General features: G+C 41.0%; 34 protein-coding genes and 2 tRNA genes. 27 read left to right on the top strand and 9 right to left on the bottom strand.

What is annotated here, in order from left to right:
* Nucleotides 1-33: 33 nt before the first annotated feature.
* The 4 genes from ACWQAU_RS14330 to ACWQAU_RS14315 form a co-directional block, all read right to left on the bottom strand.
* A tRNA-OTHER gene (locus tag ACWQAU_RS14330) sits at nt 34-125 on the bottom strand.
* A 30-nt stretch (nt 126-155) separates the two neighbouring features.
* On the bottom strand, nt 156-950 hold the full coding sequence (locus ACWQAU_RS14325; RefSeq protein WP_228403049.1) for an Ltp family lipoprotein: 795 nt from the start codon (nt 948-950) through the stop codon (nt 156-158).
* 113 nt (nt 951-1,063) lie between these two features.
* Nucleotides 1,064-1,486, bottom strand: a complete 423-nt coding sequence (locus ACWQAU_RS14320) for an ImmA/IrrE family metallo-endopeptidase (RefSeq protein ID WP_027821901.1) — start codon at nt 1,484-1,486, stop codon at nt 1,064-1,066.
* 14 nt (nt 1,487-1,500) lie between these two features.
* Nucleotides 1,501-2,019, bottom strand: a complete 519-nt coding sequence (locus tag ACWQAU_RS14315) for a helix-turn-helix domain-containing protein (RefSeq protein WP_027821902.1) — start codon at nt 2,017-2,019, stop codon at nt 1,501-1,503.
* 141 nt (nt 2,020-2,160) lie between these two features.
* Here ACWQAU_RS14315 and ACWQAU_RS14310 point away from each other — a divergent pair, with 141 nt between their 5' ends.
* A complete protein-coding gene (locus ACWQAU_RS14310) occupies nt 2,161-2,415 on the top strand; it encodes a helix-turn-helix transcriptional regulator (protein WP_033608054.1) in 255 nt (84 codons plus the stop codon).
* A gap of 156 nt (nt 2,416-2,571) precedes the next feature.
* On the opposite strand, the gene ACWQAU_RS14305 is transcribed toward ACWQAU_RS14310, so the two are convergent.
* Nucleotides 2,572-2,853 (bottom strand): hypothetical protein, encoded by a 282-nt coding sequence (locus ACWQAU_RS14305; RefSeq protein ID WP_050482353.1) that lies wholly within the window; start codon nt 2,851-2,853, stop codon nt 2,572-2,574.
* A 58-nt stretch (nt 2,854-2,911) separates the two neighbouring features.
* On the opposite strand from ACWQAU_RS14305, the gene ACWQAU_RS14300 reads away from it, so the two are divergent.
* Nucleotides 2,912-3,094 (top strand): hypothetical protein, encoded by a 183-nt coding sequence (locus ACWQAU_RS14300; RefSeq protein ID WP_027821903.1) that lies wholly within the window; start codon nt 2,912-2,914, stop codon nt 3,092-3,094.
* On the opposite strand, the gene ACWQAU_RS14295 is transcribed toward ACWQAU_RS14300, so the two are convergent.
* Together ACWQAU_RS14295 and ACWQAU_RS14290 are read right to left on the bottom strand one after the other, a co-directional pair.
* A complete protein-coding gene (locus tag ACWQAU_RS14295; protein ID WP_033608056.1) occupies nt 3,091-3,489 on the bottom strand; it encodes a DUF2513 domain-containing protein in 399 nt (132 codons plus the stop codon). The genes ACWQAU_RS14300 and ACWQAU_RS14295 overlap by 4 nt on opposite strands.
* Entirely contained in the window at nt 3,489-3,719 is a 231-nt protein-coding gene (locus tag ACWQAU_RS14290; RefSeq protein ID WP_003642789.1) for a helix-turn-helix domain-containing protein, read from the bottom strand. Before ACWQAU_RS14290 ends, ACWQAU_RS14295 begins: the two co-directional genes overlap by 1 nt.
* Nucleotides 3,720-3,860: 141 nt before the next feature.
* Between ACWQAU_RS14290 and ACWQAU_RS14285 the strand changes: the two genes are divergently transcribed.
* From ACWQAU_RS14285 to ACWQAU_RS14265, 5 genes are all read left to right on the top strand, one after another.
* Nucleotides 3,861-4,067 carry a helix-turn-helix transcriptional regulator gene (locus ACWQAU_RS14285; protein WP_027821904.1) on the top strand — a complete coding sequence of 69 codons (207 nt, stop codon included), beginning with the start codon at nt 3,861-3,863 and terminating at the stop codon, nt 4,065-4,067.
* Entirely contained in the window at nt 4,067-4,363 is a 297-nt protein-coding gene (locus ACWQAU_RS14280) for a hypothetical protein (protein WP_027821905.1), read from the top strand. The genes ACWQAU_RS14285 and ACWQAU_RS14280 overlap by 1 nt, the downstream gene beginning before the upstream one ends.
* 24 nt (nt 4,364-4,387) lie before the next feature.
* Nucleotides 4,388-4,558: a hypothetical protein gene (locus ACWQAU_RS14275; protein ID WP_033608057.1), complete on the top strand. Its 171-nt coding sequence runs from the start codon at nt 4,388-4,390 to the stop codon at nt 4,556-4,558.
* A gap of 11 nt (nt 4,559-4,569) precedes the next feature.
* A complete protein-coding gene (locus tag ACWQAU_RS14270) occupies nt 4,570-4,875 on the top strand; it encodes a DUF771 domain-containing protein (RefSeq protein WP_011101775.1) in 306 nt (101 codons plus the stop codon).
* 67 nt (nt 4,876-4,942) lie between these two features.
* Nucleotides 4,943-5,455, top strand: a complete 513-nt coding sequence (locus ACWQAU_RS14265) for a helix-turn-helix domain-containing protein (RefSeq protein WP_027821906.1) — start codon at nt 4,943-4,945, stop codon at nt 5,453-5,455.
* Between the two features lie 249 nt (nt 5,456-5,704).
* On the opposite strand, the gene ACWQAU_RS14260 is transcribed toward ACWQAU_RS14265, so the two are convergent.
* Nucleotides 5,705-5,992 (bottom strand): hypothetical protein, encoded by a 288-nt coding sequence (locus ACWQAU_RS14260; RefSeq protein WP_027821907.1) that lies wholly within the window; start codon nt 5,990-5,992, stop codon nt 5,705-5,707.
* A 67-nt stretch (nt 5,993-6,059) separates the two neighbouring features.
* Between ACWQAU_RS14260 and ACWQAU_RS14255 the strand changes: the two genes are divergently transcribed.
* From ACWQAU_RS14255 to ACWQAU_RS14185, 15 genes are all read left to right on the top strand, one after another.
* Nucleotides 6,060-6,188 carry a hypothetical protein gene (locus ACWQAU_RS14255; protein ID WP_079111822.1) on the top strand — a complete coding sequence of 43 codons (129 nt, stop codon included), beginning with the start codon at nt 6,060-6,062 and terminating at the stop codon, nt 6,186-6,188.
* Between the two features lie 132 nt (nt 6,189-6,320).
* Entirely contained in the window at nt 6,321-6,707 is a 387-nt protein-coding gene (locus ACWQAU_RS14250; RefSeq protein ID WP_027821908.1) for a recombination system host exonuclease inhibitor, read from the top strand.
* Nucleotides 6,704-7,603, top strand: coding sequence for a recombinase RecT (locus ACWQAU_RS14245; RefSeq protein WP_027821909.1), 900 nt, complete (start codon nt 6,704-6,706; stop codon nt 7,601-7,603). The genes ACWQAU_RS14250 and ACWQAU_RS14245 overlap by 4 nt, the downstream gene beginning before the upstream one ends.
* Nucleotides 7,515-8,387 carry a PD-(D/E)XK nuclease-like domain-containing protein gene (locus tag ACWQAU_RS14240; RefSeq protein ID WP_079111821.1) on the top strand — a complete coding sequence of 291 codons (873 nt, stop codon included), beginning with the start codon at nt 7,515-7,517 and terminating at the stop codon, nt 8,385-8,387. The genes ACWQAU_RS14245 and ACWQAU_RS14240 overlap by 89 nt, the downstream gene beginning before the upstream one ends.
* A gap of 80 nt (nt 8,388-8,467) precedes the next feature.
* On the top strand, nt 8,468-9,256 hold the full coding sequence (locus ACWQAU_RS14235; RefSeq protein WP_016511193.1) for a replication protein DnaD: 789 nt from the start codon (nt 8,468-8,470) through the stop codon (nt 9,254-9,256).
* Complete coding sequence (locus ACWQAU_RS14230) at nt 9,237-10,079, top strand: ATP-binding protein (RefSeq protein WP_016511192.1); 843 nt, start codon at nt 9,237-9,239, stop codon at nt 10,077-10,079. The genes ACWQAU_RS14235 and ACWQAU_RS14230 overlap by 20 nt, the downstream gene beginning before the upstream one ends.
* Nucleotides 10,080-10,211: 132 nt before the next feature.
* Complete coding sequence (locus ACWQAU_RS14225; protein WP_228402999.1) at nt 10,212-10,958, top strand: phage antirepressor KilAC domain-containing protein; 747 nt, start codon at nt 10,212-10,214, stop codon at nt 10,956-10,958.
* A 4-nt stretch (nt 10,959-10,962) separates the two neighbouring features.
* Complete coding sequence (locus tag ACWQAU_RS14220) at nt 10,963-11,481, top strand: hypothetical protein (RefSeq protein WP_027821911.1); 519 nt, start codon at nt 10,963-10,965, stop codon at nt 11,479-11,481.
* Nucleotides 11,478-11,858: an endodeoxyribonuclease gene (locus tag ACWQAU_RS14215; protein WP_027821912.1), complete on the top strand. Its 381-nt coding sequence runs from the start codon at nt 11,478-11,480 to the stop codon at nt 11,856-11,858. Before ACWQAU_RS14220 ends, ACWQAU_RS14215 begins: the two co-directional genes overlap by 4 nt.
* A 211-nt stretch (nt 11,859-12,069) precedes the next feature.
* The gene (locus ACWQAU_RS14210) at nt 12,070-12,531 is read left to right on the top strand and encodes an ArpU family phage packaging/lysis transcriptional regulator (RefSeq protein ID WP_027821913.1); all 462 of its coding nucleotides are present in this window, start codon (nt 12,070-12,072) and stop codon (nt 12,529-12,531) included.
* A 122-nt stretch (nt 12,532-12,653) separates the two neighbouring features.
* Nucleotides 12,654-12,726, top strand: a tRNA-Asn gene (locus ACWQAU_RS14205).
* A 214-nt stretch (nt 12,727-12,940) separates the two neighbouring features.
* Nucleotides 12,941-13,960 (top strand): DUF6731 family protein, encoded by a 1,020-nt coding sequence (locus tag ACWQAU_RS14200; protein WP_033608060.1) that lies wholly within the window; start codon nt 12,941-12,943, stop codon nt 13,958-13,960.
* Nucleotides 13,961-13,977: 17 nt separating this feature from the next.
* Nucleotides 13,978-14,481, top strand: a complete 504-nt coding sequence (locus ACWQAU_RS14195) for a hypothetical protein (protein ID WP_027821914.1) — start codon at nt 13,978-13,980, stop codon at nt 14,479-14,481.
* 78 nt (nt 14,482-14,559) lie between these two features.
* On the top strand, nt 14,560-14,739 hold the full coding sequence (locus tag ACWQAU_RS14190) for a hypothetical protein (RefSeq protein WP_027821915.1): 180 nt from the start codon (nt 14,560-14,562) through the stop codon (nt 14,737-14,739).
* A complete protein-coding gene (locus ACWQAU_RS14185; protein WP_027821916.1) occupies nt 14,708-14,980 on the top strand; it encodes a hypothetical protein in 273 nt (90 codons plus the stop codon). The genes ACWQAU_RS14190 and ACWQAU_RS14185 overlap by 32 nt, the downstream gene beginning before the upstream one ends.
* Before the next feature lie 52 nt (nt 14,981-15,032).
* On the opposite strand, the gene ACWQAU_RS14180 is transcribed toward ACWQAU_RS14185, so the two are convergent.
* A complete protein-coding gene (locus ACWQAU_RS14180) occupies nt 15,033-15,158 on the bottom strand; it encodes a hypothetical protein (RefSeq protein ID WP_260351063.1) in 126 nt (41 codons plus the stop codon).
* Nucleotides 15,159-15,203: 45 nt separating this feature from the next.
* On the opposite strand from ACWQAU_RS14180, the gene ACWQAU_RS14175 reads away from it, so the two are divergent.
* From ACWQAU_RS14175 to ACWQAU_RS14155, 5 genes are all read left to right on the top strand, one after another.
* Nucleotides 15,204-15,524 carry a hypothetical protein gene (locus ACWQAU_RS14175; protein ID WP_027821917.1) on the top strand — a complete coding sequence of 107 codons (321 nt, stop codon included), beginning with the start codon at nt 15,204-15,206 and terminating at the stop codon, nt 15,522-15,524.
* A 57-nt stretch (nt 15,525-15,581) separates the two neighbouring features.
* Nucleotides 15,582-16,097: a terminase small subunit gene (locus ACWQAU_RS14170; RefSeq protein ID WP_033608061.1), complete on the top strand. Its 516-nt coding sequence runs from the start codon at nt 15,582-15,584 to the stop codon at nt 16,095-16,097.
* Between the two features lie 85 nt (nt 16,098-16,182).
* The gene (locus ACWQAU_RS14165; RefSeq protein WP_228403003.1) at nt 16,183-17,403 is read left to right on the top strand and encodes a PBSX family phage terminase large subunit; all 1,221 of its coding nucleotides are present in this window, start codon (nt 16,183-16,185) and stop codon (nt 17,401-17,403) included.
* Nucleotides 17,404-17,417: 14 nt separating this feature from the next.
* Nucleotides 17,418-19,154 carry a phage portal protein gene (locus ACWQAU_RS14160; RefSeq protein ID WP_050482354.1) on the top strand — a complete coding sequence of 579 codons (1,737 nt, stop codon included), beginning with the start codon at nt 17,418-17,420 and terminating at the stop codon, nt 19,152-19,154.
* Entirely contained in the window at nt 19,154-20,065 is a 912-nt protein-coding gene (locus ACWQAU_RS14155; RefSeq protein ID WP_027821919.1) for a minor capsid protein, read from the top strand. The genes ACWQAU_RS14160 and ACWQAU_RS14155 overlap by 1 nt, the downstream gene beginning before the upstream one ends.
* The last annotated feature ends 10 nt before the right edge of the window (nt 20,066-20,075 follow it).

Raw genomic sequence — 20,075 nt, 5'->3', positions numbered from 1 at the left:
CTGCCTCCATAATTATTTGCTATTAACGTACAATGCGAGCGGCAGGAGTCGAACCTACATCAATATAGGATGTGAGACCTATGAGAAGTGTGCAAATAATTGTTCTACCGTTGAACTACGCTCGCGTGAAAGCCCCGACGAGGGCCTTGGGAACATTATTTTGGTAAGTGATCCACAGCGTACTGAGCTTGTGACTGAGTAAATTGTTCACCAGCTGACGATGTTAATTGGTCAAGAATTGCACTGTGTGACATGGACATTTTACTTTGGTAGTCCTTCGCTTTTGCAAGAGCATTAGCATTCCAGTCGACATCGGTCAGATGATTGACAGCATACTGTGCAGCCTCTGAGGAGAAGCCTTCACCAGCAGATGAGGTGAGTTGCTCATATACACCTTGTTTTGACATGTCCATTCTGGAAGCATAAGCTTCTGCTTTGTTCAAAGCCGCCTTATCTTCGGAACTAACCTTAGTAGTTGCGGTCGAACTGCTAGAGCTCGATTCTTTTGTTGCAGATGAAGTAGATGTAGAACTTTCCTCAGGGGTAGATCCGTTATACGCGTCAGGATTAGACGCATTGCGTGAATATTCTTTTTTTGCCTCTTTAATCGAAGCTGCTTTTTTCGATGCTTGAACTGCTTTGACAGATTCAGAAATGCTTTCTGATTTTTCGTGTTTTTTAAGTCGTGGCAGCAGGGTATAGGCATGATTAATTTCTTTAATGAGCGTTCTCTTATGCGTTGATGTCGGCAGCTTATCAACTTCCTCTTTGACCGTATCAATGTCTGATCGTTGGGTATTATCAATTAGATCTTTATGTTGCTTGTTTTCAAATATTGCTTCAACATCCATTTCTGCACGAGCTGTGTCTTTAGTGCGATTATTGTTTTTACTATTATTGGAACACCCGACTAAAAACAAGGATAGCATTGCAACTCCTAAAACTAGCACTCTTTTCAATTGAAACTCCTCCAAATATCTTTATTCCCCAATAAAATCCCATTCGTATATCTAAAATAAAACATCTGAACTCTTTGCTAGTTTCCCATGCTAACAAAAGCTAATTAAAATAACGAAGCCAGTTCGTGTGGTAGCTTGAAAAAATCTAAGAAGTCTAAAACATCTTCTTGTTTGCTCCAACCATATTCCTCTTTCAACATGGCCAGCATAAACTTATTAGCCTCTGTTTCGTTGTCATCGGATAGAAAGCTTGTCGTATTTACCGCAAAAAACTGAGTGTTAAATCCCTTGTGATGCCGTATATGAAAAATTTCATGATAGCAAACACCATCTTGAGTTCGTTCATCAATTGTGTTGTTAATGACAATCATTGGGATTCGATGCGAGTTATTATTGTAGCCGTAAATATTGCTACCAAGGTTATTGAATTGCACGTTAATGCCCAAGTCACGCGCCAAATCAAAAGCACTTTGAATCCCAAACTTGTTGGTTAAGTGGTCAATATCTTCTTCAATCCACCGTTCCATATAACCAGCTCCTATTATTCCTCTCCATTACGATACTTTTTAGGAGTGAATTTTCTTTTTGCTAATTGTTTGGATAATTCTAATGTTTGGCGCATGGACGCTTTGAGCAGTTCTTTGTCCTGATCGGATAGCTCTTGCCCATTTTGGAAAAATGATAAAGAATGTTTGGAGTCGAGCCCGTTCATCATATCTTCAAGTTCCTTATCGATACTTTTTTCATCTTTTTCCGTTAGATCGTAGTAATGTTTTTTATTATCAGAGGATTGACTATTTATGCTGTTGTTTGCAGAAGATAGGCCAGCAAGATTAAGAATTTCTTCTCGCGTAATTCTCAGCCCTTTAGCCATGCGAACCAAAGTATCTACTTTAGGTATGTTCCTTTCCCCACGTTCAACAAGTGACCAATAAGATGGTGAAATTGCAGGTTTACCATCGGTTTTAGATTGTTGTGAGACTTGTCGCAATGAAAAATGTTTCCGCAGACGAATCTCTTTCAATGAGTTTCCGAACTCTTCCGGTGTTATTGAATCCATTCATATCAGTCCTCCTAATGATTTTAGTATAACAAAAGTCAAAAATACTTAAATGATTTGTAAAACTTTTATATAAAAATCGTTGACAAAAGTTTTACGGATGGTATTATATAAATGTAAGTTAAGAAAGGAGGTAATCGGATGGTTCAGCTATATGTAGTTGGCAAAAAGAAAATCGATGTTTTATTGGCATGGCATGGATATACTCAGAAATCATTGTCAAGCCGTGTTAACATTGGCCCTAGTTATATGTCTTCAATTATCAATGGGAAGAAACCAGTTGGTAAAAGGACAGCGAAAAAGATTGCTGACAAGCTGGGAGTTGAAGTGACGGATATTTTTTTTATTCCTAATGTTGACAAAAGTTATACAAAACCAAAGGAGGCGGCAAAATGAGTGAGAAAAAATATAAAGGTTCTTCAGTAAATAAGTATGCGGAAGCTTGCAAGTTCGCACGAGAGGTAGCATACCCAAATGATTTAGATAGTGTTCTTGTTGCTGTACAAAAAGTCGAGGAGCAATTTAATATGCACCCTCGGCAACTAGAATCAATTATTCAGTTTCATTGTCAATATCATCAATTTCAAGATGAACTTCTTCATCATGAATATTGAGACTAAAACGTGGTTCTTCTGATTCCATTTCATGTTTGTGGAATGCCTGGTTTAAGCCGGAAACTTGTGCCCAAGCATTACGAATAGGTTCAATCATTGATCCATCAACGTCTGTATCACAGTACGGACAACTGATTTTTGTGATTGGTTGATACATGTTTAATGGGAAATCATGATCACACTGATAACAATGAAGCTTTGCGATTGTCATAATAGCCATAATTATCACCTCCTTGCGATCATTATATCGCAGGGGGGCAGCGAAAGGAGGCGGCAAAATGAAACAAGAAATTTCATACCCAGTTTACTTCAAAAATCCATTTGGAATACGAGTAATCGTTGGTGCTACAAGTGGTTGTCTCTTATCACAAAATGCTGAACAACTAATTCGTGATAGAGATGAACGAATTGGTAAAAAGCCACTATTCATATTAATAAACGGACAGGAGTTTGAAGTTTAAAGTGGCAAACCTGTTTTTTGCTTGATTATCCCTGTGATAACAGCTGTTGCGACATTCTTCAGGATACTTACGGAAATAGAGCTAAAGGAAGATGTTACATCTTTAGTTTTGCGCCACACTTCAGTATCTCTGATGTCATCAAGCAATTCATGGCCAGACCAAGTAATGGATGTCACTCGTAAGAGGTAATCATTTTTAAAATTTGTTATTTCAGCAGTTATAAATCCCCCTGAAAAAAGTTCAAACAAAGTGTAACGAATATCATCGGTGCTAAACCGATCATCTGCTAATTTAGTTGCGATGTCCGTATCATTTGCCCCAAATATTATCATATTAAATTTTTGCTCTTCTAACGATAGTAAGACATAGCGTACACAATCTTGTTTTAACTGCATTATTTTTCCACCTCGTTGTAAGGCGGGAAGTCGAAGAAGTCGTGGACGCTGATGCCGAGGGCAGAACAAAGTGAATGCAATAGATCTACTTTTGGAACACTCTGCCGGTAAATGAAAGAACTCACCGTTGATTGAGTAACTCCTGCTAATGTGGCCAAACGATTAACGGTTAAATTACGCTCGCGCATAAGATCATACAAGCGTTGAATTATTAATTCTGATTCAGTCATAAAAGATCCTCCAAACGTGTTTGCGTTAATCGTAAAACAAATTCATTTAAAAAAGTTACGCTATTGCGTTGACAATTTACGCAATGGCGTTATAATAAAAGCATAGTTACGCAAATGCGTTAACTCTAAGGAGATGAAAACATGATTGGCTTAGAAATTAAAAAAAATCGTTCCAAGCTTGGTTGGACACAAGCAAAGCTAGCTGATGCTGCGGGTGTATCACAGAGTACTGTAAATACTCTTGAGAACCGAACAAAGCATCCTGATGCTGTAACACTGAATTTACTTGCAAAAGCAATGGGTGTAACTGTGGATGACTTATTAGAACCTAAGGAGGTGAGTAAGTAATGGAAGTTACGCCAGAACAGTTGCACGAAATGGTCGAATCAGAGGTAAACGCAGCCATTGCCGCCAAAAGCCTAGCACCAGTCAAAGCAAGAAACACTGCTTGGATGGAGCTTAAAAATGATATTTCGAAATTTGTCAACGAGAAGTACGGTAAGAATCCAAAAGCTTATTCATTGTCAGATGCAATCAAAACGATTATCAGGTTTCATTTGGGCATTCCTAATGTATATCAAATTAATGAGAGCAACATTGATGAGGCACGTCGGATATTTGAGTTGTTAAAAGCTAATATTTAATTTTCAAAGAACGGAGGAAATATAATGACATATCTATCACGAACTACATTAATTAATGCACTAGCAAAGGTTAAGCCAGAAACACCAAGAGTAATGTTTGAGGCATTAAGCGATAAAGCACTAGATGCTGAATTCCGAGCGGTAACGGCCGAATATAACGAGCAAGCTAGCCAACTTATGTCAGTTTCATATTAGGAGGTGCGAACATGTCAGATACGATATTGATTCGGCATGAGGCTCCAAAGGGTTTCCAATTCATTAGCGAAGAAGAATACGAGAGGTTCCAAGCCTGGAAGCAAGCACAACGTGGTATTCGTACTTGGAAGCTTAAAGATCTGGCTAAGTATAAATACGGAACTAAATCAACCGAACGAGCCTCACGATATTTAACCAAGCATCGCCATGATTTGGATATTGAACAGGGTGGCTTCATTGATTATGTGAATACCCATAACGGCTGGCAGATTCCAGCAGCTGAGATGATGGATTACTTATTAGATCATCCCGATTAATTTAAATTATAGGTGAATTACGTGGAAAGGCGATATAAAGCCCTTTCCAAAATACAGAGGTGTAGGTATGAAGAACAAGTTTGCAGAGCAATTGTCATTGGCATTAGGTAGAGATAAAACACTAACACAGCAGCAGATTGCAGATAGGACGCATGTTTCTCCCGGACAATTGTCTCGGTTGAAGAGTGGATCAAGAAGCACTGATTCACAAATAAGGAAGTCGTTAGCAAATGTAATTAACGATTTTTGGCTTAATTATTCTGGTGCTCGTGAGAATTTCGGCGTGCTGTCATTCCAGAATGATCGTCAGCTACAAGGTGATATGTTCTCGGCTTTGATGAAACAGAAAAAGGAACAGCGTCAGCGAGAAAGAATTGAGGCTGAGTTTGAAGAAGCTATTACAGTCAAGCCGAGAGATCGGACACCAGCGCAGCAACTAGTTATTGAACGCTATCCACGTGAATACGCAGAAGAGATTAGCGCCGAGATAACCGATTTGGCTAAGAAGGCTGAGTATGCCGGTATTCCAATGGATAAATTGCAGGAAGTAATCGATAAAGTCAACCAAGAAAATGGCTAGGAGGAAATAGCAATGATTGAAGGAGCAATAGTAGGCTGCGCGTTAACGGCATTGTGGTTCAAGCGTCATGAAGTTGCTAGTTGGTTTGGAATTTAAGGAGATGAAGATACATGACAAGAATACTAGAACAATTGGTACGTGTACTCTGGGAAATTAAAAAAGACCTCCACGTTATTGCAAGTAACATGGAAGCCAATGACAAAAGTGGCGATACTGAACAAATGACGCTAGAAGAGTATGAAAAAAAGACTAGGAAAAGATATGGTCATTAACATAATTCCATTCTTTCTCTGTTAGCCAACCAGCATAATCATCCTTAAAAATCTTAGTTATAAAGAATCTGTCGTTACCGTCGACATTATCTTTTAATTTATCCATCATTTCCGATGCAGAAAGATCACTTCTGAGGAGATATGTTGAATCCCAAAAATGGCACCATGTTCCGTTTGAAATTTTATTTTCGATAGTTTCTTTAATTTCTTTATATCTTTGGCCAGGATTATCAAGGTCGTAAGTCAACATATATGGTTCACTCATGAATATTCACCTCGTTTAATTGGAATGACTAAAGTATACAACTAAAATCTGAAAGGAGATGAAGACGATGAAATTCACGTTCAGGATTGGAAATGTGCTTTACAAGCAAATCACAATTGAAGAATTGAATAATGTTTTTGGCACATTTAAGGAGGTCGAACGAATTGGAAGTACGCAAAGTATCGCTAAAGCCTAAATTTGAGTACAAAAAAAGCTGCTCGAGTATTGGTAGTACCCGTGCAGCTAAGACGCATAGTAAATTTATTTTCGATTTTTATTGTACTCCGAAACAGTCACTAAGGCAACGTTTGGTACGGAGGTGGGCGAAATGATACCAGCACAGGCAGATTTAAACGAGCATTGGCAGCAACGTAACGACTCACGCGACTGGGTACTTGACGCAGATAACTATTGCTACGATGGTGACGAGTTCGACAAGGCACAGTTGTTTCAAGATTACATCGATAACAATGACTTTAAGCAGTGGGCGATTGATATGCAGGCCGATATGTTGAGCGCCATTTGTATCGTCACTTTCGGTTCGACTGACGTAAGTGTGTTGTATCCAGATCAAGGTGAGGAATCTAATTGGCAATGGCTGATTGATGTGTTTGGTCAGTCCCGTCTATGGGACGAGCTACTGGTACACATCGACGCGGACACGATGATGACACGTCTGGGCTATCACTGGGTATCAGAGGAGGAAGAAGCATGAGTAATGAGTTAGTTACGATGGTTAATAACAATATTGAGTATATGAAGAATAACGAAGGCTTGTCATTACCACCTGATTATTCAGTAGGGAATGCATTAAACAGTGCTTACTTGATTTTGAGTGATACATCTAAGGGCCAACCATTACTTGATAAGTGTGACCAAGGATCAGTTATCAAGGCGTTGATGAACATGGCAATTCAAGGATTGAGCCCGGCTAAGAATCAATGCTATTTCATTCCTTATGGCAACCAGTTAGTCATGCAGCGCTCCTATTTCGGCTCAATTAGCGTTGTAAAGCGTCTTTCAAATGTGAAAGATATTCAGGCACAGGTTGTCCACAAAGACGATACGTTCAAGATTGGCGGTGAAAATGGGGTGCTGGTGGTTAAGGAGTTCGAGCCAAGCTTTGAGAACTTAGACAAGCCAATTATCGGAGCATTCGCATGGGTCGAAGATCTGAATGGCAACCGGACCTACACTGTTATGACTAAAAAAGACATCGACACCAGTTGGAGCCACGCTAAGACGAAGAAGGTTCAAAACGAGTTCCCAGAGGAAATGGCTAAGCGGACTGTAATTAATCGAGCTGCAAAGTTCTACATTAACAGTTCAAGCGACAACGATTTGTTCGTGCAAGCAGTTAACGACACGACGAGTTCCGAGTACGAAAATGATAATCCGAAGGACGTAACACCGACTAAAAGGTCATTGGTAGCTGATGTAGCAGAGAATAAAGCTGAGAAGGTAGAGCCTACCGAACCAGTCAAAGAACTCGTTAAAACAGTTGTAAAGGAGGCACCAAGCAATGATCAAGAACCTGCCAAAGACGGGGCCGACCAGCAAAACCTCTTCGACAGCCTCAACGATATTGGATCAGAAGCTCACGCCGAATAATTATTACGAGAACTGGACTGACCGGGCCTACATGTCGCCGACGGTGTTTAAACGGTTTCTAGCATGTGAAGCAGAAGCGTTAGCCGAGTTGCAGGGTAAATGGGAACCATGTATGAACTCAACGGCGTTAGTCGTTGGAAACTGGCTTCACAGCTATTTTGAGAGCGAGGAAGCTCATACGAAGTTCGTTGATGAACACTCCGAAGCAATTTCAAGCCGAGGACCGAGCAAGGGCCACCTAAAAAAGGACTTCAAAATTGCTGAACCCATGATTGAAGCCTTATCTGACGACCATGATTTTAATCTTCTTTATCAAGGCGATAAGGAAGTGATTGTAACTGGTGAAATCGGTGGTTGTCCCTGGAAGGGCAAGATTGATTGCCTTAATTTGAAACAAGGTTACTTCGTGGATCTCAAGACGACCGCTGATATATACAAGGCGTATTGGAATCCAGAAACTCGTGAGAAAGAACCGTTTGTATATGCGTATAACTACCCACTTCAGATGGCAGTCTATCAAGAGTTGATTAAGCAGCAATTCGGTGTGATGTGTAAACCGTACATCGTGGCAGTAAGCAAACAGGATCCACCAGACAAGCAGGCTATTGATTTACCAGAGTACCGGCTTACTAATGCTATGAACCAGATATTGGACTCTCAACAGCATATTCAAGATGTCATTAAAGGCGAAGCAGATCCTACCCAATGCGGACATTGTGCTTATTGTCGTAGTACCAAAAAGTTAGAGAGTGTCGTTAGTGCAGACGACTTGCTCATGGATTGATTAAACAGAATTGGCTTGAATGCAGCAGTGACTGAATCCACCGAATGGGTGAAAGGCCCATTAGTAAAGGAGGTGTAGATTTGGATTATTTCAAGCAAAGGCGAGCTTACAGAAATCTGAAACGGAATCAAATAGATATCTCAACTGGTCAAAATAACCTGTATCGCGAGTTATTGGACTACGCGAACGATGAGTATCAGCTAGATAAACTGTTTACCCTAAAGAATTCTGCGTTGCTCGATCTTACTGGACTATCCGAGGCCGGGCTAAAGAAGGCTAGGAACGAACTAGTACAACTTGGATTAATCAAATACGTCCCTGGCAAAAGAAATAAGCAAAAGCCTCAGTACCAAATTATCAGGCTTTACAGTACCAGTTGGGCTACTAGAAACAATAGTAGTAGCTCAACTAGTAACCCAAGTAGTAGCTCAACTGGTACCCCAGACAGTAGCCCAACTGGTAGCTCCAAAGAACTTACTAATACTACACCTGAACCGACTACTACCGAAAAAGATAATAAGGACCCACGTGACCATATTCGTGAAGAGTTCCAGAACGAAGTGTGGGCTGTTTACCCACGCCAAGAAAAGTTTGGCGACGCATGGAATGCTTATTATCGGGCTACCGTTACTGGTGCCAACCCCGCTGGTAAAGCCACTAAGAGCCAAATCATTCAGGGTATCGGAAATTATAAGCGGTACTTGGAAGTTAAGGGGATACAGGGACAGTACGTTCAGCAGCTAGCGAACTGGTTGGATAATGGCGGTTGGTTAAGCAATTACGACATGACACCGTCCGTTCAACCAGCTGCGACTAGCGATGGTCAGGCATCAAGGGAGGCACAAACGTATGTCAGAAACGACTTCTAAGAGTGCGCGAGGGATTAGCTTCCCTGAGCTACAACGGTTAAAGACCAGTGACCAAGTTTGCCCACGTCACGGCGTGAACCTGGTATACATGCAGGGACATCAACCATTTTGCATGGTATGTGCCAAAGAAGCAATTGAACAGCAAAACCATAAGATTATTGACCATGCCAATGACTACTGGCATAAGCGCCGGACCTCGGACGTGCTAGCTATGGACTCGATATTCGATGATCCGACCCTGATGGATGCCAACTTTGATAATTTCCGCCCGAACAGTTCGGAGTCAGCGAATAACCTAAAGCTGGCACGGAAGATTGCTGGCGAGTATTTAAACCCGAAAACTACGTACAACACGATATTGACGGGTCTGCCGGGGCGCGGTAAGTCACATTTAGCCTTATCTATTGCCAAAGCGGTCAATGATCATGCAGATAAATCAATGGCGTGTTTGTTTGTTAGCGTAAATGAGCTATTTCGACTGATTAAAGGCAGCTTTGGCCACCCTGACAGCCGATATAACGAGCAGAACATGGTTCAGCTACTAAGTGATGCAGACTTGCTTGTACTTGACGACTTAGGCTCAGAAGCGACGTTCCAAAGCCATCAAAGCAAGAACCGAAAGGAAGCCAGCGATTATGTGCAAAATGTGTTGTTTGGCATCGTGAATAATCGCCAGCGAACCATTATCACGACCAACTTAGGTAGTGCCGACTTGGCTAGCGTTTATAATCCAAAAATCATTTCGCGTATATATCGTGGCATCAATGGGCACGTCATCAGCTTTACGGCGGCGACCCCAGACAAACGGGAGGTATCGTTCTAATGTGTAAATGCAACGGAACAAAAATTGTACATGTTGAGATTATGAAAGGTGTCTGGGTTGTACAGCCATGCCCTAACTGCACGAATGAGATACACGCTCATTACGAACAAGAGCTTGAAAGGAAGTTAGCCTATGACAAGTAAAAGAGGTGAGCGCATGAATGAATTGATTAAAATCACTGAAAAAGATGGGCGGCAGTTGGTGTCTGCCCGGGATCTATATAAAGGGCTTCAAATTGCACAACGCTTTAGTCGCTGGGTCGAAAATAATTTTTCTTTGTTTGATGAAGGGGCCGATTTTGACAAGTGTACATCAAGTACGGTTGTCAACAATGGGGCCGTACGGGAAATTGACGATTATGTTATTACGCTTGACATGGCTAAGCAATTAGCAATGATGGTTAGAAACCAAAATGGTAGCCGTTATCGTAATTATTTCCTAGCTATTGAAAGGCGCTGGAACAGCCCAATGGAGGTTGTCAAGCGCGGATATGGGTTTCTGATGAGGGAAAACGAGCAGCTGAAACTAGAGAATGAACAGTTGCAAGGGCCAGCTAGATTAGGCCAAGCAGTTTCAGGCTCAGACGATTCTATCAGCGTTGGTAATTTTGCTAAGGTATTACGCCAGCGCGGTATTAAGACTGGTCAAAACCGCTTGTTCGATTGGCTAAGAACTCATGGCTACCTAATAGCGATGGGGAAACGTTACAACTCACCGACCCAACGAGCGATGGAGCTGGGAATCATGGAAGTGAGAGAAACCGTGATCACCACTAACCATGGTTCAAAGATACACTTTACGCCCCTAATTACGGGCAAGGGGCAGCAGTATTTTGCTAATAAATTTCTGAAATCAAAATCAATGGTCAAAGAGGGGTGAGCGTATGACTGAAACACAGGTGCTAGTAATTAACGCTGATCTACCCGATATCGATCACCCACTAGCAATCGGGCCAGAACCGGAAATGTTTAAGCTCGCGCAACATAACTACAAATCTGGTGAATGGCCGTTTCCGGTTAGACTGGTTAAGCCTGGGACTAAGGTACGCAGTGATGAAGCTTACTTAGCTAGTATGTTACAAGATCCCCAAGCTGAGGAACGTGAGCAAATTAGAGATATTCGCCGTGCTCATCGTGATGGTAACCATACGATAAGGGCGTTGACCGATGAGACTGGCTATATTAGTCAGCGGGTTAGCTATCTAGTGCACAAGTACAGTTTGCCGTTGCGGAACGGCTACTGGCGTGCTGAAAAGTACGACAATCCCAACGAAATTATTACTGGACAAACAGTTGATTTGCTAGGTGATAAGATCGGCGCCCCAGCTAGATCGATAAGGCAAGCAAGCTACTCAAATGGCATTGTCTGTGGCTACTACATTAGCCGGGTGCCGAAAGTATGAACAAAGTCGTGATTAAGGGCGAACTACCAAGCTTGAATGAGTACATCAAGGCTGAACGGGCCAACAGATACGCCGCAGCTAAACTAAAGAAGCGGTACACGGCCTTATGTAGTGTATATGCACGGGCTAGTCGAAATTCTGGAGTCGAATTCAGCTGGCCTTGCAAGCTTAAATTTACGTGGTACACGAAGAACAACCGGAAAGATGCGGATAATATCGCGTTTGCTAAAAAGTTTGTGCTGGACGGCTTTATGAGGGCTGGACTCCTAGGCAATGACAATCGCAAGCATATAACCGGTTTCCAGGACGAATTTGCGGTTGATAAACGAAATCCGAGAGTAGAAATAGATGAAATTACGGAGGACGAAGATGCCTAAACACACTAAGAAGCGTTCAACGATTAAACGGAAGCACCGACGCATGAAGCAACACGCAGAGGAGAATAAAAAGCCGCCCGTTAAGGCGACCAGTCACGGGACCACTCGAATGACCGTTGTAAGTATAACATAAAAAAAGCGCCACCATCACTGACGCCGCTACAATTGATTCCCACAAAATTAATTATAGCATACGAAAGCGGAGGGGCGCATGATGGGCGAACAGCAAGTTATTTCAGATGAAATTTTTCCACCAATTGACCAGGAGAAAACAATTAAACAGGTGCGGCGGTTCCTGGATAAGAAGTTACCGCAAGCAGTTCGGGCGTCCGGCCATTCGGTCGCTGATTTAAAATCGCCTAGCATGGATGGCATGCCTAAGTCGGCCCCAGCTGGTAATTCGGCCGAGGATCGGATTACACGCCGCCTGTATGCAGAGCAGATTGTCCGACAGACTATTCAGGCAATGGCTCGCTGTGATCATGAGTGCCAGGAGATATTAGATCGGCTATATTTTCAAGGTTACAGCGACACGATGTGCTACATGGATATTGGCTACAGCAAGACGCAGTATTTTGACCGTTGGAAGCCATTGGCAATGCTACAGTTCGCGCAGAGCTACTACCTAGAAGATCTGAATATTTATCAAAACCGAACTCAAACCGGACTTTAACCGAACTTTTTCCGAACTCAAGCCGGACTTCGTAGCAATAAATTGGTGGTAAATTAGTATTATTGATAATTGGTTAGGGCGACAAATAAACGTTTTTCTGATAACCCTAATCGATTATTATTGTGGCCTTAGCTCAGTTGGTAGAGCGCCTGACTGTTAATCAGCTTGCCGCTGGTTCGAGTCCAGCAGGCTACGTTAGACGGGCACAGATGTACAGTTTGTGTTGCCTCCTTGATTAAGTTGATATGATGGCCCGTCTATTAAGCAGATATGATCTAATTGGCAAGATGGTGGCTTTCAAAGCTATTGATGCTGGTTCAAATCCGACTATCTGTGTTAATACTTCCTAATTGCTCGCTTAATTGCGAGTTTTTTTGTATCATTAAGATATTAAATAGGAGGCATTTTTATGGCAAATAGTAGCAAAGTGGTGAGAAGTGCGGTCAAAAAAATTAGATTCAATTATTTCTCTCCATACTTAATTGATAGTGAAAATGAAAATGCAGTAGTTAGATGGAATATGAAAGAGTTAATTGAGTTTTTTATTAATCATAATCATAGTGAGCTTAATACGGCTGTCCCGTTAGGTGATGAAATTGCTGATATGGAATGGAATACGGCACATTATGACGACAAAAACGATATTTATTATTTCCAGTTATCTAAGAACAGATCAAAAGATATACCGTCTAAGAAGAAATTAAATCATGATAAAATTCCTTTGGATTTAGATGATGATGAATACATTGGAGAGTTTAATTTGTTGGTATATGATGCGAAGTATGGGCTGCTAATGATTCAATCCAATTATTATGGATTATCAACAAATCAAATTCAAACGGCTTTAGCGATTCTAAGGCAACGCGTTAAAGATGCACTTGGGGAATCTGAAAAAGACAATCCTAAAGGCGTGAATCTTGAACCTTTAATTGATTCTTCGATGATTTCGCAAGTTAAAAAGCATAAAATTTATAGACGTATATCTGTTAAGGGTTCAGACTTTAGCTTTGCTGCCGCGGATGATTTTAAGGATAATCCAATAAATAAAGCAATAACTGAATTGAAAAAAATCAGCGGAGTTAGCTTTAACATTGAATTATCAATGGCTCGCGAACCAAAAGGAAAAAGTCTTAAGCGTGAACCAGTTCGGGAGTTAATGGACGAAGTTATGTCCTTATATGAAAAAGATACAGATGTTTCTATGAATGTAACGTCACGTGCGGAAGAAGACGCAGCATTAGATTTTGTCAATTTAATTGAGCCGAGATTGACATCTTCCATAGTGATGAGTGTTGAAAACAGGACAACCATTGCTTCGGAAGCGATGTATACGAATTTTTGTGAACAAAATTATTTAACACCTGGTGAAAGCAACCAAAATATGCGGGATAAAGCCAGTTTAATTTCAGGTGCAACTTCCAATTCATAACGAAAAGGTGGTTAGACATGCGAAACAAAGTGAGCAAATCTTGGAAATCAATTAAGAATAATATAGTTGCAATTGGTCTCTGGATTTTGACGTTTATTGTTTCAGTCGTAGCTTTTTCAAGTTTTCACTTAAAGAGTCTACGTGGAAGTGTGAGTGATTCGATAACTATATCATCGATTATTCTTGCAATTTTAGGCGTGTTGTTATCAATGATTATTTCGATGAATGAGGATTCTGAATTTGTAAAACGTGCGCGGCAATATAAGGTTGAAAAACATATAATGAATAAGTTATTTAAAAGAATCATGATGAATTTTGAATTGAATATATTTATTATTATTTTTACGTTGCTGTATGATGTTGCACCAATCATGAGTAATGTTTTTGTAAAAAATGGAGTTAATGCTCTTTGGTGCACGTTGTTTTTTGGATCCATATATGAAGTCTTATTCATTGTCAAATTGATAGGCCGCATTTATCTTTTTAAATCAGATAAAATTCATGAACGATTTGAGACATAGTAATAGATAAGTTGAGTGCCATACGAAAGTGTGGTGCTTTTTGTTACATGAAACACTTGGAAAGTAAGGTGTGGTGGTATGGCAAAGCTGATTAACACAAAATATGGGTACGAGCCGCCTGAATGGGTGCAGGCCGATGCTCGGCTAGATAAGTGGTACAAGGATAAGAAGCGTCGTGCTAGTAAGCATGGCGCTTTTAGTTTGGATAAAAATAAGGAGGTACAGCATGAAAGCACAAAAGAAACCAGTAGTTATTGATTATTTCAAATGGACGGGAGACTATGACCAAAAAGAAGATCCAGAATGGGCTTGTGAAGCCATTAAAAAAAGTGTAATCAGTTTTGAAAATAAAGGCACACCTGATGTAAAGTTAGTCATTCACACATTGGAAGGCGATATGCTTGCCGAGCGGGGTGATTACATCATTAAAGGAGTTCACGGTGAACTTTACCCATGCAAGCCAGATATTTTTAAGCAAACTTACGACTTACTAGATTAGCTTAATTATCAATCTAAAAGGGCCTAATAAAATCAGGCCCTCACTTTCCCAGCTATTTAGCTTTTCGAGGTTTGGTTCGCTTGTAACCTGGTTGCTTTTTGGATGGAGCTACGGTTACAGTTTTAGAACCGCCCTTGTGTGGGTGGGCTGGAAAATTGCGATGTTCTGGTTTTGCCATCACTATCACCTCCCACAACTATTTTACAACGAAGGATGTTGAATAATGAAAAAAGTTAGTATTATGGGAGTTCAATATAAGGTTTTTTTCAATTCCAATGATTCACGTCTGGAATACGCCGATGCAGACGGTATTACTGATAGCACGACTAAGGAGATTCATATTGCTCAGTTTGAAAATTGTCCAAACTCAATTTCAAATCTGCATGATTATAAGCAAAAGGTCTTATATCACGAACTTATCCATGCTTTTTTGTATGAATCTGGATTAGATTCCAACAGTGACTGGGCAAGAAACGAGGAGATTGTTGATTGGTTTGCTTTGCAGCATAAGAAGATTGATTCAGCTTTTAGTGAGATAAAGTAACTAATTCTAAACCCATCGAAATCGACGGGTTTAAAAACGGAGGTGTGGTGGTATGTAATGAAACGAAAGTTAACGCCTAAACAGCGTAAATTTGCCGATGAGTATATCAAGTCTGGAAATGCTGCTGATGCGGCTCGTAAAGCGGGTTATAGCAAGCGTTCAGCTCGCTCAGTTGGACAGGAGAACCTGACAAAACCTGACATCAAGCAATACATCGATGAGCGAATGGCCGAGATAGCTTCCAAGCGCATTATGGACGCCACAGAAGCCGTTGAGTTGCTTACTAGTATCGCTAGAGGTGAAACTAAAGAAACGGTTTATATTGGCACTGCTGACGGCGTGTATGAGAAGCATAAAGAAGCTGACTTGAAAACACGGATAAGCGCTACTAAGGAAATACTGAAGCGTTATCCGGGCGATGATAAGCTAGTCAAAGCTCAAATCCGTAAAGCTGAAGCCGAAGCGGATATTGCGGAGTCTAAAGCTAAATTGCTACGAGGTGGTAAGGATAATCGACAAGTTAAGACTGATGAGTATTTGGAAGGGTTGAAGGCGATACTTAAGGATGAATAAAAAGCAAAACATACTAAATCAAATATTAACCGGCAAACAGCAGACAGTGCTACGTCAAGGGCTTTTTAACTCTGAATGGAAATTAATGGTTAATTATGGAGCTGTTCGATCTGGGAAGACAATCGTTGATAACTACCTGTTCCTTTATGAATTGAAACAGACTGCTAAATTAGCAAGCCAACAAGGTTATGATAATCCCCTTTATATTCTTGCTGGGGTATCTAGTAAAACAATCTGGAACAATGTGCTGAATCCATTGGCCAATGATTTCGGCATTGATTTTAAGTTTGACCGTTATGGCAACTTTAATTTATATGGTGTCACGGTCGTTCAGGCGTATACCGGTTCAATTAGTGGCCTTGGGGCTATTCGTGGTATGACGGCATGGGGGGCATATATTAACGAAGCCAGTCTTGCCAATGAAGAAGTGTTTAGTGAAATCCGTGACCGCTGTTCTAAGGGCTCTAAGCGCATTATTTGTGATACTAACCCTGACATTCCAACACATTGGCTTAAACGAAATTATATTGATAATCCCGGCCATTCTAAGAGTATTATCAGCAATCATTTTGTACTAACTGATAATACTTTTTTAGATGATGATTATATCCAGACAAAAAAGGAAACAACGCCTAGCGGCATGTTTTACGATCGTTCAATATTAGGACTGTGGGTTAGTGGTGAAGGTGCCGTGTATCGTGATTTTGACGAGCGTAAGATGGTTGTTTCAAATGATATGATCCCGAGCGGGCTGAGCTACGTTGTTGGCGTCGATTGGGGATATGAACATAAGGGTTCCGTTGTAGTGTTTGGTGTCAGTGAAGATGATACTTGGTATTTACTTGAGGAGCATACGCAGCAGTTCCGCGAAATTGGCTATTGGTTGAATGTAGCATCAGATATTCAGGAACGGTACGGGCAACGGATTCCATTTTACTGCGATAGTGCCCGACCAGAACATGTTGCAGCATTTAGCGAACATGGAATCAATGCAATTAATGGGTATAAAAGTCGGTTGACTGGCGTAGAAAATGTGGCAAGTTTGATGAAAGCTAACCACTTTTTTGTTACCAAAGAGGCGATTGATAATCGTCAGTTTAGTACCGGTCAAGATGGTTATCATTATTTCTTAGACGAAGTTTATCAGTATGTTTGGGATGAGAAGACTGGTGAGCCTGTTAAGCAGAATGATGATGTCATGGACGCGATGCGTTATGCGATTGCGTCACAAATGAGAATGATGCGGATAAACCAAACCAATAATCATTCTGTCCAAGCTAATACGCTTAGAAACTTTGGTATTTAAGGAGATGAGGAATCATGGTAAACGATGTAAATGCACCCACAACCATGACACCATGGGCGTTTTATCCCAAGAATGCGGATGTGAAAATGCTGAATGGCCCACGGTTTGATCAAGATGCTAACCGGGTATTCAAGATGAGTGCAGATAAATTTGAGTCTATTAAGAATGACCCTAATGCACTGGGCATTGTAGTCAGTCGCTTTATCAATCGGCATTTTACACATCAGTTAAAACGTATTTTAACCATGCAACGTTATTACATTGGTGTGAATGATATTAAGTTTTGGCAGTCCGGTAAAGCAACTAATCGTGCTGATAACCGGATTGCTAATGAGATGCCGAAATATATTACGAATATGCGGGTTGGATATACCTTTGGGAATCCAATTCGTTTCCAATACAATGACGATTCAAGTCAAACGGACACTAACCGTGATGAAGTTAATACGGCTATTGATGAGTTTAATCAGCGAACCAATGAAGCTTATCACGAGAAGGTGATGAAGAAAAATCTGTCTGTAACTGGTCGGGCTTATGAATTAGAGTATGTCAAACGTGACACAACAGACTTATATGTCATGGCTTTAGATCCAAGCGAGACATTTGTTGTCTATGACACTGATCCAGAGCAGCACTCGCTGTTTGCTGTGCATTATTACTATGTTGAGGATGATGAAACTCCAGTATGGTATGTTGAAGTCTATACGGATGATCATACGATTCGATATGAACCTAACGGCTATCCTAATTCTCAATTGACTTTCGATGCTAGTAATCCGGACAACTACGAGGAGCATTACTTTGGCGGTGTGCCTGTTACTGAGTATGTTAATAATGATGAGCGTTTAGGCGACTGGGAAAGCGAAATGGATAACTTCGATGCCTATGATAAGGCAATCTCTGAGATGGCTAACAGTGAAGAAGATTTCAGCAATGCCATGTTAGTAATTACGGGTGAGTTTGACTTTGGCACTGATTCCAGTGGGAAGCCAAAGACTCATCCAGATGTTGATGGAGCCAACCGTTATATGTGGCTTAAGCCCGCACAGGCGCAGGGGATGAACAGCGATAATGTTATTCAACCTTCTGTTCAGTATCTGACTAAGAATTTACCTATCGATGCTTGGAATGCATACGTTAAGACTCTCAATGACAATATGCATAAGTTTACCAATTCACCCAATGTATCAGATGAGAACTTTGCCAGTAATGCTTCAGGGGTAGCAATGTCATATAAGTTATGGGGCAGTGATCAGGAACGCGCTACTCAACAAGAACTGTATGCTCGTGGTCTAATGCGTCGGTTGCGATTATTGGGAAACTACTGGTATACACTCGGAAAAATCAAAGATTCTAATTTGATTGAAAATGTAACGCCTGTGTTTACCCCTAACTTGCCTAAGAACGACACCGAAATCGTCGACAACGTGCAAAAACTTTCTCAAACGGGTGAGTTCAGCCAGCAAACTTTATGGGAGATGGCACAAGCTGTAACTGGAATTAAACCGGATGAGGAACAGTCACGAATGAATGCTCAAACTGAATCTGAACCAACAATGATCATGCCAGGCGACTACCCTGATACATTTAATAAGCCATCTAATGAAACTGAACGTCAAGTAGAATCCCATACTGCCGAGGCTGACGAGTCACAGCCAACAGGAGTTCGATCAGTTGGCGAGGAACAACAGGACACTTTAGTACAGGCAATTGTTAATCAACGACAAGCACAGCAAGGTGGTGCTAGTTAATGGAACGAAAGGCTGTTCTGCAACTGGCACAACGTGTTTATGGTGAGAACGATAAACGTGTAAAAAAATTGAATGAATTGTTTAAACACGCTAATAACGAAATTGTGGACGTTCTAAGCACCTTTATTGCTGATGAGGTTAATTGGTCAGCTCCAGCCCCCAAAGCCCAAATACAGGAGCTGATGGACGATATCGCCAAATTAGCCGTGTCTGCCGCTATTGATGAACGCCCGTTTGTTAATCAAACATTTAGAGATGAACGAGTTAAGACTTATGGTGATGTGGCTAAGCAGCGAGTTAACCTAATCGTTACTCAGCTGGCTATAGATCAAAAACAAGTTATCCAAAGTAATCTAAATCATATTGACCGGGCACCGCTAGTAAATCCACAACCGGATCGTGCTGTATATTCAAGGCATAAGTCAGACATAGCGGTACAAAAAATTGTGGGTGATAATCATCGGGGCTGGCAGGGAGCTTCTTGGCAGGATCGAATCTATAAAGAGAAGTCCGCGTTAATGCGTCAGTTAGACGATCAAGTAGACGATGTATTGAAGAATCACTATAAGCCGCAGGATTTCAGCAAAGAGATTGCAACTAAACTTGGCGCGTCGGAAGGACGTGCAGAACGCATTCTTAGAACTGAATCAAGTGGTGAGCTATCAAGACAATTAATTGATGATTTTGGTCAACGAAGCGTCAAGCGTTATCAAATTGAAGCAGCTCTATCAGTAACGACGTGTGAGGAATGTGAGGCGCTGGACGGGACGGAATATAATATTGAAGAAGCTAGTGAAGGTGTGACACTGCCACCATTTCATCCTAATTGTCAGTGCACAATTATTGAAGTCACTGATAATGATTACAGTGTTGATTTTAGTCAAATGCCAAAGAATTATGGATTGGATTAGGGCCACTTAA

The organism is Lactiplantibacillus sp. 3062 (genome assembly GCF_055413545.1).
Note: the sequence above shows the minus strand (reverse complement) of the source record. Positions and strands in the feature narration are given on the sequence as shown.

What these genes read in the sequence shown, in the direction of transcription:
- ACWQAU_RS14320 (WP_027821901.1), bottom strand. Translation starts at nt 1,486, where the DNA reads ATGGAACGGTGGATTGAAGAAGATATTGACCACTTAACCAACAAGTTT.
- ACWQAU_RS14315 (WP_027821902.1), bottom strand. Translation starts at nt 2,019, where the DNA reads ATGGATTCAATAACACCGGAAGAGTTCGGAAACTCATTGAAAGAGATT.
- ACWQAU_RS14310 (WP_033608054.1), top strand. Translation starts at nt 2,161, where the DNA reads ATGGTTCAGCTATATGTAGTTGGCAAAAAGAAAATCGATGTTTTATTG.
- ACWQAU_RS14305 (WP_050482353.1), bottom strand. Translation starts at nt 2,853, where the DNA reads ATGGCTATTATGACAATCGCAAAGCTTCATTGTTATCAGTGTGATCAT.
- ACWQAU_RS14300 (WP_027821903.1), top strand. Translation starts at nt 2,912, where the DNA reads ATGAAACAAGAAATTTCATACCCAGTTTACTTCAAAAATCCATTTGGA.
- ACWQAU_RS14295 (WP_033608056.1), bottom strand. Translation starts at nt 3,489, where the DNA reads ATGCAGTTAAAACAAGATTGTGTACGCTATGTCTTACTATCGTTAGAA.
- ACWQAU_RS14290 (WP_003642789.1), bottom strand. Translation starts at nt 3,719, where the DNA reads ATGACTGAATCAGAATTAATAATTCAACGCTTGTATGATCTTATGCGC.
- ACWQAU_RS14285 (WP_027821904.1), top strand. Translation starts at nt 3,861, where the DNA reads ATGATTGGCTTAGAAATTAAAAAAAATCGTTCCAAGCTTGGTTGGACA.
- ACWQAU_RS14280 (WP_027821905.1), top strand. Translation starts at nt 4,067, where the DNA reads ATGGAAGTTACGCCAGAACAGTTGCACGAAATGGTCGAATCAGAGGTA.
- ACWQAU_RS14275 (WP_033608057.1), top strand. Translation starts at nt 4,388, where the DNA reads ATGACATATCTATCACGAACTACATTAATTAATGCACTAGCAAAGGTT.
- ACWQAU_RS14270 (WP_011101775.1), top strand. Translation starts at nt 4,570, where the DNA reads ATGTCAGATACGATATTGATTCGGCATGAGGCTCCAAAGGGTTTCCAA.
- ACWQAU_RS14265 (WP_027821906.1), top strand. Translation starts at nt 4,943, where the DNA reads ATGAAGAACAAGTTTGCAGAGCAATTGTCATTGGCATTAGGTAGAGAT.
- ACWQAU_RS14260 (WP_027821907.1), bottom strand. Translation starts at nt 5,992, where the DNA reads ATGAGTGAACCATATATGTTGACTTACGACCTTGATAATCCTGGCCAA.
- ACWQAU_RS14255 (WP_079111822.1), top strand. Translation starts at nt 6,060, where the DNA reads ATGAAATTCACGTTCAGGATTGGAAATGTGCTTTACAAGCAAATCACA.
- ACWQAU_RS14250 (WP_027821908.1), top strand. Translation starts at nt 6,321, where the DNA reads ATGATACCAGCACAGGCAGATTTAAACGAGCATTGGCAGCAACGTAAC.
- ACWQAU_RS14245 (WP_027821909.1), top strand. Translation starts at nt 6,704, where the DNA reads ATGAGTAATGAGTTAGTTACGATGGTTAATAACAATATTGAGTATATG.
- ACWQAU_RS14240 (WP_079111821.1), top strand. Translation starts at nt 7,515, where the DNA reads ATGATCAAGAACCTGCCAAAGACGGGGCCGACCAGCAAAACCTCTTCG.
- ACWQAU_RS14230 (WP_016511192.1), top strand. Translation starts at nt 9,237, where the DNA reads ATGTCAGAAACGACTTCTAAGAGTGCGCGAGGGATTAGCTTCCCTGAG.
- ACWQAU_RS14225 (WP_228402999.1), top strand. Translation starts at nt 10,212, where the DNA reads ATGACAAGTAAAAGAGGTGAGCGCATGAATGAATTGATTAAAATCACT.
- ACWQAU_RS14220 (WP_027821911.1), top strand. Translation starts at nt 10,963, where the DNA reads ATGACTGAAACACAGGTGCTAGTAATTAACGCTGATCTACCCGATATC.
- ACWQAU_RS14215 (WP_027821912.1), top strand. Translation starts at nt 11,478, where the DNA reads ATGAACAAAGTCGTGATTAAGGGCGAACTACCAAGCTTGAATGAGTAC.
- ACWQAU_RS14210 (WP_027821913.1), top strand. Translation starts at nt 12,070, where the DNA reads ATGATGGGCGAACAGCAAGTTATTTCAGATGAAATTTTTCCACCAATT.
- ACWQAU_RS14200 (WP_033608060.1), top strand. Translation starts at nt 12,941, where the DNA reads ATGGCAAATAGTAGCAAAGTGGTGAGAAGTGCGGTCAAAAAAATTAGA.
- ACWQAU_RS14195 (WP_027821914.1), top strand. Translation starts at nt 13,978, where the DNA reads ATGCGAAACAAAGTGAGCAAATCTTGGAAATCAATTAAGAATAATATA.
- ACWQAU_RS14190 (WP_027821915.1), top strand. Translation starts at nt 14,560, where the DNA reads ATGGCAAAGCTGATTAACACAAAATATGGGTACGAGCCGCCTGAATGG.
- ACWQAU_RS14185 (WP_027821916.1), top strand. Translation starts at nt 14,708, where the DNA reads ATGAAAGCACAAAAGAAACCAGTAGTTATTGATTATTTCAAATGGACG.
- ACWQAU_RS14180 (WP_260351063.1), bottom strand. Translation starts at nt 15,158, where the DNA reads ATGGCAAAACCAGAACATCGCAATTTTCCAGCCCACCCACACAAGGGC.
- ACWQAU_RS14175 (WP_027821917.1), top strand. Translation starts at nt 15,204, where the DNA reads ATGAAAAAAGTTAGTATTATGGGAGTTCAATATAAGGTTTTTTTCAAT.
- ACWQAU_RS14170 (WP_033608061.1), top strand. Translation starts at nt 15,582, where the DNA reads ATGAAACGAAAGTTAACGCCTAAACAGCGTAAATTTGCCGATGAGTAT.
- ACWQAU_RS14165 (WP_228403003.1), top strand. Translation starts at nt 16,183, where the DNA reads ATGGTTAATTATGGAGCTGTTCGATCTGGGAAGACAATCGTTGATAAC.
- ACWQAU_RS14160 (WP_050482354.1), top strand. Translation starts at nt 17,418, where the DNA reads ATGGTAAACGATGTAAATGCACCCACAACCATGACACCATGGGCGTTT.
- ACWQAU_RS14155 (WP_027821919.1), top strand. Translation starts at nt 19,154, where the DNA reads ATGGAACGAAAGGCTGTTCTGCAACTGGCACAACGTGTTTATGGTGAG.